The sequence below is a fragment of the Pseudomonas gregormendelii genome, assembly GCF_017114825.1.
Taxonomy (GTDB): domain Bacteria; phylum Pseudomonadota; class Gammaproteobacteria; order Pseudomonadales; family Pseudomonadaceae; genus Aquipseudomonas; species Aquipseudomonas gregormendelii.
Window position 1 is genome coordinate 1 of the sequence record NZ_JADEVO010000041.1, and the last position, 15,035, is coordinate 15,035.

A 15,035-nucleotide genomic window follows, 5' to 3' on the forward strand; every position below is an offset into this window, starting at 1 on the left:
GAGCACAAGGTCGGCAGCCTCGCGCTTGAATTCAGCGGAAAAGGAACGGCGTTGTTTGGTCATCTGACACCTCGATCTGGCGAGCATTCTCGCCTAAATGGGTGTCCGGTTTCATTAGACCACTACAGGTTGGGTGAATCATGAAGAGTGAACAGGTCGAAGGTGTTGCAGAAAAACTCGCCGGCAAGGCGCAGAGCGCGGTCGGCAGGTTGTTGGGTGATTCGAAGGTTGAAGCTGAAGGTGCTGGACACCAGGTTGCTGGTCAACTGACCAAAACCTATGGCGACACGCTCGACAACGTATCGACGTTTGTTAAGGAAAAACCGGTTGCTGCACTGGCGATAGGTGCAGCAGTGGTGCTTTTGGTGAGTCGGTTCCTGCGCCGCTGAGCCAGATGTAGAGGACTTTCAGCCGGAACGTACCCTCATGTTTTCACTCCCCCTCGTACTCGCTGGGATTGTCTGTCAGTAGGGTGCGGGGGCGGTGATTAGCTAGCCTCTTTGCAGGCAAACGGCCTACTCATCTAACCTCTCGGTTTAGCGCTGCTCGTGGGCAACTGTGACCCTGGGTTTTGAGTTCTGTCGGCCGAAAACTAAGTTAGAGTGTTCGTTCTCAAGGACCCTCCACTCGATTCGCATAGTCGCGCCAAGCGGTTGCAGCGAACGGAACGGGCAAAAAAACCGTACATCAATCGTTGTTTGAAGAATGAATCGTCCGCTGTTTGTTTCTCTGGATGGGCCCAAGGGAGCCGGAAAAACCACATTGTTGGAGGCCGTTACGAAAGTACTGAGGGCAGACAACAAAATGGTGATCCGACTCTGCGAGAAAAAAAGCGATCCCTACAGGGGTGAAACAATGGCCCTGGTGAACAAACTCGTCAGGCATCCCTCCCGGGATCTGGAGTTGGAGGTTTGTGAGCGCCTGGCTGATAGCCGTAACTGGATTACCCGGCATGTGCTGGCTAAACAGCCACAAGGCAGCATCGTCCTGATCGATCGCTGGTACCCGTCTGATGCCGCGTTTCGCCGGATCGTCCCGTTTGCGGAAATTCTCCAGTTGAACATTGATCGAAACGTGCAAGTGCCAGACCTGCACGTCGGGGTTGTCACCGCCCCTGAAGTTTCATGGGCGAGGGCCGCGGCACGCCGGCGTGGGCTGAGCAGTACCGTGATCCACAAGCTGGAAGAACAGGTCGCTTGTACCCAGGCGTTCGAGCGAGCGGTTGCAGATCACGGCTGGGTGTTATGCCGTAATGAAGGAACGATCGAAGACGCAACGATGCAGGTGGTTTCTGAGATCCATAAAGTCCTTCGATGCCCGTAGGCGAAGTTCACCGCACTGGTTCGTGTTCATGAGAATGTGAGACCTGCTCAACAGTGGCTGTTCTGGACGACTCTTGATTGATCATCGAGAGGCCTGGCGAAGTTGCTCGATTATCTTGCGTGCGCGGTTTGCTCCCACGTCCACATGGATGTCTACCATCGGCTTGGGGCCGAACTCGAGCATGTTCCGGTACTGAGCTTCGATAACGACCTTATCCTCATCAAAGGTCATGGCCGTCTGGATCAATACGTTCCTGCGTCTTACATCGCTGACCAGGATGGAGTCGGTCGCACCGCGAGCCCGAAGGGTTGTTCGCAACTGCTGGCGAATCGTTTAATGCTCGTCCTGAAGAGTAATATTCACAGTCGTGATGGCATGTATGGGAGTTACGGTATTTATCAATAGCGCTCGGATGGCGATGATTTGGTAACTCCAATAACAATCAGCCTCATGGGTAACTTGATATGCGTACTTCTCAATCCAAATTACACATCGGTATTGTTGGCGGTGGTATTGCCGGCGTGGGTCTGGCCCTTGACCTGTGCCGTCATTCCCACCTGAGTGTGCAGCTGTTCGAAGCGGCACCAGCCTTTGGCGAGGTCGGAGCAGGTGTCTCCTTCGGCGCCAATGCCGTTCGAGCCATCGCGGGTCTGGGTATTGCCGAACCCTACCGCAAGATTGCCGACCAGACTCAGGACCCCTGGCAGGACATCTGGTTCGAATGGCGTCGCGGTGAAGATGCCGGTTATCTGGGCGCAAGCCTGGCCGAAGGGGTAGGGCAGTCATCGGTACACCGTGCTGACTTTCTCGATGCCCTGGCCAGCCAGTTGCCCGAAGGAATCGCCCAGTTCGGTAAACGTGCAGTCAGCGTAGAGCAGGATGGCGAACAGGCTCGCGTGGTGTTCACCGATGGCACTGAGCATCGCTGCGATCTGCTGATCGCTGCCGACGGTATCAAGTCTTCAATTCGTGATCATGTGCTTAGCGGTCTTGGCTACCCCCTGGTGGCGCCGCGGTTCAGTGGTACCTGCGCGTACCGCGGGATGATCGACAGTGAACAGCTGCGCGCAGCCTACCGGGCCCGGGGGGTCGATGAGCATTTGATTGACGTGCCGCAGATGTACCTGGGACTTGACGCGCACATTCTCACCTTCCCCGTTAAACAAGGCCGGTTGATCAACGTCGTCGCCTTTATTTCCGACCGCAGTCGCCCTGATCCCACCTGGCCAAGCGATGCGCCATGGGTGCGCAATGCCAGCCAGGAAGAAATGCTGTCCGCCTTCGATCACTGGGGTGACGCTGCAAAGGTGCTGCTCGAATGCATTCCGGCACCCACTCTTTGGGCGCTGCATGAGCTCGATGAATTGCCGGGCTACGTGCACGGCCGCGTGGGGCTGATAGGCGATGCTGCGCACGCCATGTTGCCCCACCAGGGCGCTGGTGCAGGTCAGGGGCTGGAAGACGCCTGGCTGTTGGCGCGCTTGCTCGCCGATCCGCAGGTCCTGGACAGTCAGCCACAAGCAGTGCTGGCGGCTTACGACGCTATCCGTCGTCCACGTGCCTGCCGTGTGCAGCGCACCTCATGGGAAGCCGGGGAGCTTTATGAAATGCGTGATCCAGTTGTAGCCGATGACGAACAACTGCTGGGCAAAACCCTCGCCGAGCGTTTCGACTGGCTGTGGAATCACGATATGCAGTCCGACCTTCAAGAGGCGCGTGCCCAGTTAGGTTGGCGAGCATCTGCCTAACGACGCCATGATTCTCGCGGCGATCGCCGCACCGGTTTGTGCCAGGTACCACGCAGCCTGTACCAGGACGATATCCAGGCGGGCAGGCTGGTGGAGGTGCTTGCGGCACATTGCTGCGTGACCCGTTCAGAGCGCAGCTTTCACCTGCAAACCGAACACCAGCGCATTGTCGATGTCCTGCCCGGAAAACGCGCCTGGTTCGATGATGTATTGCACATTCGGGCGCAGCGTCAGCCAGGGAGTGGCCTGGTAGCCGTAGCCAAGCTCGATCAACTGTTCGGCACTGTCCAGATTCGGAAACGATGCGCCATTGGCGAGCGCAGCGTCCTGCTGCACATCCCGGCTGCGAGGGTTGGGCACCGCCCGGCCATAGCCCAGGGCGACGGTGTCACGCGGGCGACTTTCGAACGGTTTGTACAGCACCACGCCGGTGCCGTACCACTTGCTGAACGGTGAAGCCGCTTCGCTGGCCGCCGAGTATTGGCCGAAGGCGTGCAGACTGCGGCCTTCGGACGATTGCGAACGCCACACGGCCTGATCAACCAGCAGGTAATGACCGCCGCGGCCGGACACTTTTTTATCGCTGCCGATGCGTTTCACATCGGAACTGTCGTAGTAGTAGCCAACCTTGTACTCGCCGGGCAACTCACCGGCATGCTTGTACACCAGTTCGATCGGCACCACGGTGCCGGTCGTATTTTTCGGGCCCGGATGCCAGGCACGGCTGGAATTGCCGTTGCTCTCGGGATCGACATTAAAGGCCGCCACGCGCAGTTGCCAGGCCGACGACAGGTCGTACTTCACGCGCACGCCCAAGTGGGCGTTGGGGTAGTTGGTCCAGCCACTCCCGCCGGACATGTTCAGCGGATGGCCGCAGAAACCGGCGTTCATGAAGTTGCAGAGAATGCCACTGTCCAGGCCCCCGAGGTCGTTGCCCATGGCCATGTAGCCCAGTTTCACGTTGAGCGCCGGGGTGAACAGGCTGCGCTCGTAACTCAGTTCGGTCAGGCGAGTGTAGAGACCGCCGTAGTTTTCCTGGATGGGCAGACGGTTGCCGACCAGATCCTCGGAGGCGCTATTGCCGCGTCGGTCGTTGATGGTCAGTTGAATCTTGCCGGCGTTATCCACGCCATACAGTTTGCTCAGGTCGAACTGCGCGCCGAGCTTGATGTTCTGCGAGTAACGGGCCGAACGGTGCAGGCCGCCATCGGCGTTGTAGGCGGTTTCGCCGCTGTAATCGCCGGTGAATTTGATGCCGTCCTGATCCATTTGTTGGCGCAGACCACCCCAATCACCGGTCAGGGTGTTGCGGGTCAGAAGGTTAGAATCGGTGTCGGCGAAGGCGGGCAGGGTGGCGCTGCAGGTCAGGCCCAGCAGCAAGCCGTTGAGCCAGCCTGCATGGGAAAAGCGAACAGCCAAAAACATGGGAGACTTCCTGGTGCAATCTTGAATGATTTCGTAAAGCGGCGCGGCACCCGCAGGCGCAGCGCACAGAGAGATTGCCTGCCAGCGAGGCGGGCACAGCGGCTTACGGCAAGGCGTAAGCCATCACGTAGTCGCCGCGATCGGTCGACTGGCGCGCACCACCGGCGGTGATGACGATGTACTGCTTGCCGGTCTTAGGGGAAACGTAGGTCATCGGGCCGCCCTGACTGCCGACTGGCAGGCGGGCTTTCCACACCTCTTCACCGTTGGCGCTGTTGAAGGCGCGCAGGTAGAAGTCCTGGGTGCCGGCAATGAAGATCAAGCCACCTTGAGTCGACAGGGTGCCGCCCAGGGTTGGCAGACCGATCTTGATCGGCAGGTGCATGCGAATACCCAGGGGACCGGTGTCTTCTACGGTGCCGACCGGAACCTGCCAGGCAACTTTCTGCGTCTTCATGTCGATGGCGGTCAGCGTGCCGAACGGCGGAGCCTGACAAGGAATACCGGCAACCGACAGGAAGCGGTTTTTGTTCACGGCATACGGCGTGCCCTTGAGCGGCACGGCGCCCATGCCAGTGTTCAACGATTCGCCACCGGAAGCGGCTTGAGCCTTGTTCTGCGACGGGATCATCTGAATCCACAGGCCCAGGCGCATGTCGTTGACGAAGATGAAGCCGTGCACAGGGTCGGTGGAGATGCTGCCCCAATTCATGCCACCCAGCGAACCTGGGAAACTCAGCGATTTGTCGGTACCTGGCGCGGTGTACAGCCCGTCATAACGCATCGATTTGAAATCGATTCGGCACAACAGCTGGTCGTACGGCGTTGCACCCCACATGTCGGATTCGGTCAGGTGCTGAGCACCAATCTGCGGCATGCCCACCGATTTCGGCTGGGTTGGCGAGTAGGGTTCGTCAGGGATGTTTGCCGCCTTGACCGGTACTTCTTTAACGTCGGTCAGCGGCTTGCCGGTGGCGCGATCAAGCACGTAGATCTGCCCGGCCTTGGTGCCGATGACCAGCGCCGGTACGGTGTTTCCGTCCTTGGTGAAGTCGATCAGGCTCGGCTGCATCGGCAGGTCGAAATCCCAGAGGTCGTTGTGAACGGTCTGGTAGACCCAGCGTTCTTCACCGCTGGTGGCGTCCAGCGCCAGGATCGAGGCGCCGTAGGTGTGATCGAGCTTGCTGCGCTCCACGCCATAGATATCGGTGGAGGAACTGCCCATCGGCAGGAATACGGTATTGGTTGCCGCGTCGTAAGACATTGGCGCCCAGCTGTTCGGGGTGCTGCGCACATAGGTACTGCCGTCTGCCGGTGCCTTTTTATCCTGCGGATTGCCCGGGTCGAAGGCCCAACGCATGGCGCCGGTCATCACGTCGAAACCACGGATCACGCCACCGGGCATGTCGGTTTGCACGTTGTCGGCCACGCGACCGCCAACCACCACGGTGGTGCCGGCCATCAACGGGGCGGAGGACAACTGATAGTAGCTGTCCGGCACATCACCCAGGCCTGCCTTCAGATCGACCTGACCGTTGTTGCCGAAACCCTGGCAGAACTCACCGGTGTCGGCATCGACCGCGATCAGGCGGGCATCAATGGTGTTGGTCAGCAAACGCCGCTGGCAATTGGCTGCCGGGGCAGGTGTGGCTTCGATAATGCTTGAGTTGTCTGGTTGAGCGATCGCCTTGGTGGCATCGAAATACGCCATGCCACGGCAACGCTGCCAGACTTTTGACTGCGCGTTGATCGGGTTTTTCCAGAGTTCCTTGCCGGTATCGGCGTCCAGCGCGATCAGGTTGTTGTGCGGGGTGCAGATGAACACCTTGTTGCCTATCTGCAGCGGGGTGAGCTGGTCTTCAGCGCCGTTGCCATCACTTTGGGCGACGTCACCGGTGTGATAAGTCCACGCCACTTTCAGCTTGTCGACGTTGGTGCGATTGATTTGATCCAGTGCGGCGAAGCGGCTGCCACCTTCGGTATTGCCGTAGTGGGCCCAGTCCTTTTGCGCTTTATCCGGCTCGACCGGCGTAAGTCCCGGGCCTGTGCCGGTCGCGGCCACTGTCGGATGTGCAACGAACATATTGCCGGCGGCCACCGCCAGTCCGACTGCCAGTACGGCAGCGATGCCATGAGCGCCACGGCCCGGAACGCCGCCGTTTGCCCGCTTGAGCAGCGGATACACCAAGGTCACGGCCAAGCCAATCGCGCTGAACATGAACAGGCGCGAAAACACCGGCCAGAACACCAGGCCCGCGTCGCTGATGGCCCAGATGGCGGTATCCGCCAAAAATGCAGCAAACAGCCAGGCACCCGCCAGTTTGAAACGAGCGATCAGCAGACCGGAAGTGGCCATCACCAGCCCACCCACCAGGAAGTACCAGGAACCTCCAAGGCTGACCAGTTTCACGCCGCCTGCCGCCAGTGCCAAGCCGAGCAGGGCGATGATCACGCCCAGCCCGACCAGAATGAATTTTGATATGCCCGAGAGGCGTTGACTCTGCTTCACGTTGAGTATCCCGCTGAAATGATGTGAGCATTATATGGATAGGTAACTATCTAGTTAAACCATAATTTCAGGGAAAGCGCATTTCGTTGCATTGCCGCGCCCGATCAAAGACGGGCGCGAAGCAGAGATTTTGCAAAGGTTGCTGAGGCGTCCGCGAAAGTCTGAAATTTGTCAGGCCACAGACGAATATCGACAGGTTTGGACCACTGCGTACTGGTGCGAATTTCAGACTCTGACGTTAACCATCGATAATTAACCGACGTATGGCGAGTGGCACGTCGGCGTATTCAGTCGTTGCACTCACGTCGCACCACTGCATCATGGCTGCACAATCCATTGTCGAATTTGTGCCAGTGTTGCCGTCGCACCCCCGCAAGCAACAATCAGCACCTTCCTGTACGGCACCAGGGAGTGGTGATTGTAGGCTAGGGACAGCGCAGCGCCGCAGGCAGGCTCGACGAGTACGCGATGATCAAACAGAAATCGCTCGCAGGCATCCAGGGCTGCCTGGTCGGTCACTACGACGCTGTCGATTTGATGAGTGTTGGTGTATTGGAAGGCCTGATCGCAAATTCGCTTTGCTCCCAACGATGTCGCAATCGATTCGATCCGCTCTAACTCAACCGGTTTACCAGCAACCACTGCAGCATGGAACGACGCGGCTCCTTCAGTTTCAACGGCGATGACCGGAACGTCATGCCAGCCGTTTCGCTGCAAGCCTTCAACAATGCCGCACAGCAGGCCGCCACCACCGACTGAAAGGACTATCACATCAGGTTTCTGACCAGCTTGCGCCACTTCATCAATCAGAGAGGCATGTCCAGACCATAGCAGCGGATCATTGAAGGGGTGAATGAATGCTTTTTCTGGTGACATCAGCGTCAACGCCAGCTCATTCGCTTCTTGCCACGAGTCTCCGTGGACGATGACCTCCGCTCCTTCCAGGTTCAGCAATTCCTTCGCGCGCTCACTCGTCGTTTTGGGAACCACCACTGTTACAGGTATACCTAGTTGGCGTCCCGCGTAAGCGACTGCAAGACCAGCGTTACCTCCGGAAGAGGACACAAAATGCGTGGCCCCATGACGGTGGTGCGTTTCGCAAGCGTGGCCGACGCCACGGATCTTGAAAGATCCGCACGGCTGTAAAGCATCCATCTTCAGCCAAACGGAACGCTCTGCAACAGCGCTGAGTGGTCGGGATTCGATGAGGGGAGTATTGATATGCAGAGGCATGGTCACAATTCCAGTATACGAGGAAGGTTGGTGGTTGAAGCTGTCGTCTCAGCCGCGGTTCGGGGCCAATGCTTGGACTTCGATTTCTCGAATATCCTAAAGGTTGAATCTGATCCGCGCCCCCTGGAAAAAGTTTGGCAGCCTGCGCTGCAACCGCGCTTGAAAAAGCTGGGACCCATTAACCGACCTGGCGAAGCTGTTACCCGGATTTTCAGGCAAAAAAAAGCTGCCTGGAGTGGCAGCGGAAAAACAGCAGGCGTTGAACAGCCTGAGTATTACTGCTGGAAAGTGACAAAGCGATGACGTTTTTTGACATTGCAGCGATGGCTAAACACAGTTCAACCACACGCCTGCCAGCCAGGCCTGTCTTAATAGACCTGAGGCACAATGAGCTCCGATGGCGTCGGGTTGCGGGAGTAGTCCTCCTGCCGCACGCGTTGAGGCAGTTCGATCACAGGTAGCTCCACTTCCTCATAGGGCATTTGCCCAAGCAGATGATGGATGCAGTTGAGTCGGGCTTTTTTCTTGTCGTCGGCTTGCACCACCCACCACGGTGCTTCGGCGATGTGGGTGCGTTCGAGCATGATTTCCTTGGCCTTGGTGTAGGCTTCCCAGCGCCGCCGGGACTCCAGATCCATGGGGCTGAGTTTCCACTGCTTGAGCGGGTCATGAATGCGGCTGAGAAAGCGCAAACTCTGTTCCTGGTCGGAAATGGAGAACCAGTATTTGATCAACTGAATGCCGGAGCGTGCGAGCATCCGCTCAAACTCTGGCACTGTGCGGAAAAACTCTTCGTACTGATCGTCATTGCAAAACCCCATGACCTTTTCGACCCCGGCGCGGTTGTACCAACTACGGTCGAACAGCACAATTTCACCTGCTGCCGGCAAGTGCGAGACGTAACGCTGGAAGTACCATTGAGTACGTTCGCGGTCGTTGGGTGCAGGCAGGGCAGCGACGCGGCATACCCGAGGATTGAGTCGCTGGGTGATGCGCTTGATGACACCACCTTTGCCAGCAGCATCGCGTCCTTCGAACAGGATCACCACTTTGTGGCCGGTCTTGACCACCCAGCTTTGCAATTTCACCAGTTCGCCCTGCAAGCGGAACAGTTCGCTGAAGTAAATCCTGCGGGCGGCTTTTTCGCTGCTTTCGCCGACGTGCTCATCAAACAGCGCGTTCAGGTCATGGCCGTCTTCGGATAATTCCAGTTCCAGCTCTTCATCGCTGTGATCCAGCAATTCACGGTGGATGCGCTGCATCAAGGCGTCTTCTACAGAGGACATGGGCGGAACTCGCGTGGTGGGGGATGGCAAAGTCTTAGTCGCATTTTGTTACTGACAAATGACACCAGAAGGCGTGATTGCGACAGGAGAGGGGGACAAACGGGCGTTTTGCCACTGCACTTTCATAAAACCGTAACAAGTTTGTTGCAGAGTTGCCGAGCCCGAAATCACAAGGATTTTCCTGAATGAAACGTCTGATGAAGTCTGCTGCACTCGCCGTTGCGGTTTCTCTCAGTGCCACGTCGGTGTTTGCTGCCGAGAGCGTCCGCCTGACTGGTTCCGGTGCGAGTTTCCCTGCCCCGATCTACCTCACCTGGTTCAAGGATTTCAGCAAGAAAACCGAAGGCGTCACGGTTGACTACCAGTCCAAGGGGAGCGGTGCGGGTGTACAGGACTTCCTGAACAAGACCGTCGACTTCGCCGCCAGCGACTCGGCGATGAAAGGCGAAGACATCGCCAAGGTTGCCGAAGGCGTGCAATTGCTGCCGATGACGGCCGGTGAAATTGTTCTGGCGTTCAACCTGCCGGGCAATCCTAAAGAGCTCAAGCTGCCTCGCGATGTTTACTCCAACATCTTCCTGGGCAAGATCACCAAGTGGAACGATCCGAAGATCGCCGCCGCCAACCCGGGCCTGAAACTGCCTGACATGCCGATCACCGTAGTGGTGCGTGCAGACTCCAGCGGTACCACGGCTGTATTCACCAAGCACTTGGCAGCGATCAACGCTGAGTTCCAGAAAGACTTGGGCGAAGGCAACACCGTCAACTGGCCTGCCAGCGACAAATTCATCAAATCGCCGAAAAACGATGGCGTGACCGCCACTGTTCGCCAAACCCCGGGCGCGATTGGCTACATTGAGTACGGCTTCGCCAAACTGGCCAAGGTTGACTTTGCCCAACTGCAGAACAAGGCCGGCAAGTACGTGGTTCCAAACGCCGAAAGCGGCGCCGAAGCCCTGGCTGCGGTGAAAATGCCGGAAAGCCTGGTGGCCTGGTTGCCGGATCCGGATGGCGCGAATTCCTACCCGATCACTTCCTACACCTGGATGATCTTCCGCAAGGACAACGGCAACCCGGCTAAAGCCAAGGCCATGCGCGAGATGGTTGAGTACAGCCTGACTGAAGGTCAGAAGATCGCCGATTCGATGGGCTACATCCCATTGCCTCAGTCGGTTGTCGATCAAGTTCGCAAAGCTTCCGCCAACATCCAGTAAGGCTCGCCAGGTCGCTCTCGGCATGGGTTGTCAGCCATGCCGGGAGCGTTCCCCCCTTGTTCCGGAATTAGCCAATGAACACACCTTTTGTCGTACCGGTTAACCCGGGTTCCGCCTGTCAGCCGCCCTCTACGAAGGATTTCCTGGTTGATCGCACCTTCCGTGCGCTTGCGCGAATAGGGGTGGTTCTGATTCTGGCGTTGGTCTTCGCCTTGGTGTTCGAGGTGGGACGCAAGGCCCTTCCAGGCATGGAGAAGCACGGTTTTGACGTCATCTTCGGCAGCGTCTGGGACGTTAACCAAGGCAAGTACGGCATTCTGCCGGCCATTTGGGGCACGCTCTACAGCGCCCTGATCGCGTTGCTGATCGCAGGCGTTTTCGGCGTCAGCATGGCGATTTTCCTCACCCAGGATTTCCTGCCGGCGAAATTGGCGGCCGTGTTTCGCACTATCGTCGAGTTACTCGCGGCCATCCCCAGCGTCGTTTATGGCTTGTGGGGGATTTACGTGGTGATACCGGCGATCCGCCCTCTCACGGCGTGGTTGAACAGCGAACTGGGTTGGATTCCTTTTTTCGGCACGTCCTTGAGTGGGCCGGGGCTGCTGCCTGCGGCGTTGGTACTGGCCATCATGATTCTGCCGACCATCGCTGCCGTTTCGCAGGACGCCCTCACCGGCGTACCGATGAAAACCAAACAGGCCGCCTACGGCATGGGGACCACCCATTGGGAAGCAATTCTTAAAGTGATGGTGCCCTCCGCGGCGACCGGTATTTTCGGCTCCCTGGTCCTCGGCCTGGGTCGTGCGCTGGGTGAAACCATGGCGCTGGCCATGCTGGTGGGCAACGCGAACAATATTTCGCTTTCTCTGTTTGCTCCAGCTAATACCCTGGCAGCCTTGTTGGCGCTGAACTTCCCCGAAGCCGGGCCCAACGAGATTGAGGTGTTGATGTATGCAGCTCTGGTGCTGATGTTCATCACGCTGCTGGTGAACGTCCTCGGTTCCATGATCATGCTCTACGCCCAGCGGGGTAACAAATGATGACTGACCTCACGTCCGCTATAACCGCAGTCCCCAGCCTGCAGCGCAAGTTCGAAGGCCGCGCCCTGCGCAGCCTGGTGTTGACCACGCTGGTTTGGACCGGTGCGTTGCTGGCCAGCGTCCCGCTGATTTCCGTGCTCTATATGCTGATCATGCGGGGCGGGGCACGCCTGAGCCTGGAAGTCTTCACCGAATTGCCGCCCACCGGTTTCGAGACGGGCGGTGGCTTCGGTAACGCGATGGCAGGCACCTTCGTGATGGTCGGTATCGCGGCCGCCATCGCGGTTCCGGTCGGCATCATGGCCGCCATTTTCCTGGCTGAACTCGGGCCCGACAGCAAGCTGGCAAATGCCGCGCGCTTTGCCGCCAAGATGCTCACGGGGCTGCCTTCCATCCTGGCCGGGGTGTTTGCCTACGCCCTGGTGGTGATGACCACCGGTACCTACTCGGCGCCGGCAGGTGGCGTGGCACTGGCGGTACTGATGCTGCCCATTGTCGTGCTGACGGCTGAAGAGTCGATGAGGATGGTGCCCAAGATCATGAAGGATGCCGCCTACGGCATGGGCTGCACCCGCTCGCAAGTGATCTGGAAAATAATCTTGCCGACCGGCATGCCGGCAATCCTCACAGGCGTGATGCTGGCCGTGGCACGCGCTGCGGGCGAAACCGCGCCGTTGTTGTTTACCGCGCTGTTCAGCAACTACTGGATCTACCACGACGGCAGCCTGGCGGTGATGAATCCGACGGCATCGCTTGCCGTGCTGATTTACAACTTCTCCGGCATGCCCTTCGACAACCAGTTGGAGCTCGCATGGGCAGCCTCGCTGGTGCTGGTGATGATCGTGCTGGTCGTGAATATTTTCAGCCGCATTTTCGGCAAGCCCAAGTACTGAGAACGGGAGCATCTGAATTTTGAACGTATCAACTGCGCAAATAGCCGCTCCGTTTGTTACCCAGACACCGGTGGTCATGGACTGCAAGCTCGACAAGATTTTCTACGGCAATTTCATGGCGGTACGTGACAGCCATGTGCCAATTGAGAAAAACAAGATCACCGGCTTCATCGGTCCTTCCGGCTGCGGTAAAAGCACCGTGCTGCGTAGCCTCAACCGGATGAACGACCTGGTGAAAGGGTTCCGCTTTGAGGGCCATGTGCATTTTCTCGGGCAGGACGTTTATGGCAAGGGTGTTGATCCAGTGGTCGTGCGCCGCTATATCGGCATGGTGTTTCAGCAGCCGAATCCGTTCTCCATGAGCATCTTCGACAACGTTGCCTTCGGCCTGCGCCTGAATCGCTATAAAGGTGACCTGGGCGACCGTGTCAAGCATGCGCTGCAGGGCGCCGCGTTGTGGGATGAGGTCAAGGACAAGCTCAAGGTCAGCGGCCTGTCACTCTCTGGCGGTCAGCAGCAACGGCTGTGCATCGCCCGCGCCATTGCCACCGAGCCGGAAGTGCTGTTGCTGGATGAGCCCTGTTCAGCGCTTGATCCGATCGCCACTCGCCGTGTTGAAGAGTTGATGGTCGAGTTGAAGAAGGACTACACCATCGCCCTGGTGACCCACAACATGCAGCAGGCCATACGCGTGGCTGATACGACTGCCTTTTTCTCGGTGGATATTTCCCAGGGAACGCGCACCGGCTACCTGGTTGAAATGGGCCCGACCGCCCAGATTTTCGGCAGCCCGCGCGAACAAATGACCGAGGATTACATCAGCGGCAAATTCAGCTAGGCAGCACACATCCGCTCAAGGCCGCATGCCTCTCCAGCGCCGAGAAAGCGCTTTTGGCTGGTATCCGGTCGTTTTAGTTTCTTACCTACCGTTTCGCAGGATCGCCAATGTCTGCAATGCGTCGTCTTGATTTACCCGCGATTGAACGCGCATTACGTAAGGTGCAGGGCCGTTTTTCCGAGCTCAGCCGGCACTTTACCGAGCCGCGTGATCCCTTGACCGACGAGGTGTTGCAGAATGTGCTCGAAGGCTATGCGCTGATCGATGACTATGTCGCACATGGCGTGGACCTGTTCGACCTGCAGCAACTGAACCTGATGCTGGAGATCAATGCCACCGTTTTGTGCGGCCGAAACCCGGCGCGCCGGCATGAATACGCTCAGCACCTTGCGGCGACCGAGGAACACTTCTTCAACAATGTTGAGGGGGGGATAAAGGATTTGTACAACTGGTATTGCGCCTATCGCAGTGAGTCCGTGTGGAAGCGCGCGGCCGGTGTGTATGTCCGAATCCTCAGCAAGCCGCAATTGTTCATTGAAGGTAACAACCGCAGCGGGTCGCTTATCGTCAGCTATTTGCTCATGCGTGCAGGTTTGCCGCCGTTCGTGCTGACGCTGGAAAACGCCGAGGGCTACTTCAACCCGTCATCGGTCATACGCAACTCTGCCAAGCATGGAGTCAAGGCGTTGTACGAATTGCCCAAGATCAAGAAAAAATATGCAGCCTTCCTGGAAGAACAGGCGCCTGATCCAATGAAATTTTTTCTTAAAGACAAGCCCTTGCCCCTCTACCAGGAGGGTCACTGATGAGCTGGAATCCAATGCTCGCTACTAAATGCCGAGCTTCCGGCAGCCGGGTATGGCAAGCCATCCGGTGTGCCATCCCGTTGCAGTTATTCAGGCGTCAGCGCATACGAATTTCGTTCGATATCGATGACACCCTGGCCTGCCAACTTCACCATTGCGCGGTCGAGGCCAGCCGGCTGCCTGGCTGTGTTCATCGTTGGCTGGGTGAACCGTTGCGTATCGGAACACGCTCCCTGACCCAGGAATTACGTCGCCAGGGCTGCAGTATCTGGGTCTACACCTCGTCCGGTCGTACTCCGTCCTACATCAGGCGTTGGCTATTGCTGTACGGCATCCGCGTCGACGGCGTGGTCAACAGTGTGCTGCATAGTCGCGCTCTGACAGCGCATGGCCTGTCCAATGCCCCCTCGAAATTTCCGCCGGCTTTCGATATCGACTTGCATGTCGATGATTCCGAGGGCGTGCGGATTGAAGGGCATGACCACGGTTTTCGCGTTGTTGTCGTGCATCCGCAGGATGAGAGCTGGGCGCAGAAAGTCCTGGATGCTGTCGCTGTAGTCCAGGCGCAGCTCGCTAGGCAGCAACCGCTCAGGCATAAGGAACCAGCGCAACAACCCTCGCAAGTTTATTCCTCCTGACGTCGAAACGTCTGAGTTATCTGGATCATTCACAGCAGCATCTTGGGTGGGGCAGTAGGGCGTGTGTCAACACTCCTGCCAT

At 58.0% G+C, this 15,035-nt stretch carries 13 protein-coding genes and 1 pseudogene; 9 read left to right on the forward strand and 5 right to left on the reverse strand.

Going from position 1 to position 15,035, the window contains the following annotated elements; all coding sequences use genetic code 11:
* Window positions 1-140: 140 nt before the first annotated feature.
* Window positions 141-389 (forward strand): CsbD family protein, encoded by a 249-nt coding sequence (locus tag IMW75_RS22470; protein ID WP_205893807.1) that lies wholly within the window; start codon window positions 141-143, stop codon window positions 387-389.
* A gap of 316 nt (window positions 390-705) precedes the next feature.
* The gene (locus tag IMW75_RS22475) at window positions 706-1,323 is read left to right on the forward strand and encodes a dTMP kinase (protein WP_205893808.1); all 618 of its coding nucleotides are present in this window, start codon (window positions 706-708) and stop codon (window positions 1,321-1,323) included.
* A gap of 81 nt (window positions 1,324-1,404) precedes the next feature.
* Here the strand turns inward: IMW75_RS22475 and IMW75_RS27030 are convergent.
* Window positions 1,405-1,572 (reverse strand): annotated as a pseudogene (locus tag IMW75_RS27030) (aromatic ring-hydroxylating dioxygenase subunit alpha); the annotation flags it as partial.
* A gap of 215 nt (window positions 1,573-1,787) precedes the next feature.
* Between IMW75_RS27030 and salA the strand changes: the two are divergent.
* On the forward strand, window positions 1,788-3,071 hold the full coding sequence (gene salA / locus IMW75_RS22480) for a salicylate 1-monooxygenase (protein ID WP_205893809.1): 1,284 nt from the start codon (window positions 1,788-1,790) through the stop codon (window positions 3,069-3,071).
* 126 nt (window positions 3,072-3,197) lie between these two features.
* Here salA and IMW75_RS22485 read toward each other — a convergent pair whose 3' ends face one another.
* The 4 genes from IMW75_RS22485 to ppk2 form a co-directional block, all read right to left on the reverse strand.
* Window positions 3,198-4,496 carry a carbohydrate porin gene (locus IMW75_RS22485; RefSeq protein WP_205893810.1) on the reverse strand — a complete coding sequence of 433 codons (1,299 nt, stop codon included), beginning with the start codon at window positions 4,494-4,496 and terminating at the stop codon, window positions 3,198-3,200.
* A gap of 103 nt (window positions 4,497-4,599) precedes the next feature.
* Entirely contained in the window at window positions 4,600-7,005 is a 2,406-nt protein-coding gene (locus IMW75_RS22490; RefSeq protein WP_205893811.1) for a membrane-bound PQQ-dependent dehydrogenase, glucose/quinate/shikimate family, read from the reverse strand.
* Between the two features lie 318 nt (window positions 7,006-7,323).
* Window positions 7,324-8,238, reverse strand: a complete 915-nt coding sequence (locus IMW75_RS22495) for a serine/threonine dehydratase family protein (RefSeq protein ID WP_205893812.1) — start codon at window positions 8,236-8,238, stop codon at window positions 7,324-7,326.
* Window positions 8,239-8,606: 368 nt separating this feature from the next.
* Complete coding sequence (gene ppk2 / locus IMW75_RS22500) at window positions 8,607-9,524, reverse strand: polyphosphate kinase 2 (protein WP_205893813.1); 918 nt, start codon at window positions 9,522-9,524, stop codon at window positions 8,607-8,609.
* Between the two features lie 185 nt (window positions 9,525-9,709).
* On the opposite strand from ppk2, the gene pstS reads away from it, so the two are divergent.
* From pstS to IMW75_RS22530, 6 genes are all read left to right on the forward strand, one after another.
* A complete protein-coding gene (gene pstS, locus IMW75_RS22505; RefSeq protein WP_045058438.1) occupies window positions 9,710-10,738 on the forward strand; it encodes a phosphate ABC transporter substrate-binding protein PstS in 1,029 nt (342 codons plus the stop codon).
* Window positions 10,739-10,812: 74 nt separating this feature from the next.
* Entirely contained in the window at window positions 10,813-11,778 is a 966-nt protein-coding gene (gene pstC, locus IMW75_RS22510; protein WP_045058437.1) for a phosphate ABC transporter permease subunit PstC, read from the forward strand.
* Complete coding sequence (gene pstA / locus IMW75_RS22515; protein WP_045058661.1) at window positions 11,778-12,671, forward strand: phosphate ABC transporter permease PstA; 894 nt, start codon at window positions 11,778-11,780, stop codon at window positions 12,669-12,671. The genes pstC and pstA overlap by 1 nt, the downstream gene beginning before the upstream one ends.
* Window positions 12,672-12,747: 76 nt before the next feature.
* Window positions 12,748-13,509, forward strand: coding sequence for a phosphate ABC transporter ATP-binding protein PstB (gene pstB / locus IMW75_RS22520; protein ID WP_218171024.1), 762 nt, complete (start codon window positions 12,748-12,750; stop codon window positions 13,507-13,509).
* A 107-nt stretch (window positions 13,510-13,616) separates the two neighbouring features.
* Window positions 13,617-14,315, forward strand: a complete 699-nt coding sequence (locus IMW75_RS22525; protein ID WP_205893815.1) for a hypothetical protein — start codon at window positions 13,617-13,619, stop codon at window positions 14,313-14,315.
* A complete protein-coding gene (locus tag IMW75_RS22530; protein WP_205893816.1) occupies window positions 14,315-14,953 on the forward strand; it encodes a hypothetical protein in 639 nt (212 codons plus the stop codon). Before IMW75_RS22525 ends, IMW75_RS22530 begins: the two co-directional genes overlap by 1 nt.
* Window positions 14,954-15,035 lie beyond the last annotated feature (82 nt).

Coding starts and splice junctions, on each gene's coding strand:
- pstS (WP_045058438.1), top strand. CDS start 9,710: ATGAAACGTCTGATGAAGTCTGCTGCACTCGCCGTTGCGGTTTCTCTC.
- ppk2 (WP_205893813.1), bottom strand. CDS start 9,524: ATGTCCTCTGTAGAAGACGCCTTGATGCAGCGCATCCACCGTGAATTG.
- IMW75_RS22470 (WP_205893807.1), top strand. CDS start 141: ATGAAGAGTGAACAGGTCGAAGGTGTTGCAGAAAAACTCGCCGGCAAG.
- salA (WP_205893809.1), top strand. CDS start 1,788: ATGCGTACTTCTCAATCCAAATTACACATCGGTATTGTTGGCGGTGGT.
- IMW75_RS22530 (WP_205893816.1), top strand. CDS start 14,315: ATGAGCTGGAATCCAATGCTCGCTACTAAATGCCGAGCTTCCGGCAGC.
- IMW75_RS22485 (WP_205893810.1), bottom strand. CDS start 4,496: ATGTTTTTGGCTGTTCGCTTTTCCCATGCAGGCTGGCTCAACGGCTTG.
- pstA (WP_045058661.1), top strand. CDS start 11,778: ATGACTGACCTCACGTCCGCTATAACCGCAGTCCCCAGCCTGCAGCGC.
- IMW75_RS22495 (WP_205893812.1), bottom strand. CDS start 8,238: ATGCCTCTGCATATCAATACTCCCCTCATCGAATCCCGACCACTCAGC.
- IMW75_RS22525 (WP_205893815.1), top strand. CDS start 13,617: ATGTCTGCAATGCGTCGTCTTGATTTACCCGCGATTGAACGCGCATTA.
- pstB (WP_218171024.1), top strand. CDS start 12,748: ATGGACTGCAAGCTCGACAAGATTTTCTACGGCAATTTCATGGCGGTA.
- pstC (WP_045058437.1), top strand. CDS start 10,813: ATGAACACACCTTTTGTCGTACCGGTTAACCCGGGTTCCGCCTGTCAG.
- IMW75_RS22475 (WP_205893808.1), top strand. CDS start 706: ATGAATCGTCCGCTGTTTGTTTCTCTGGATGGGCCCAAGGGAGCCGGA.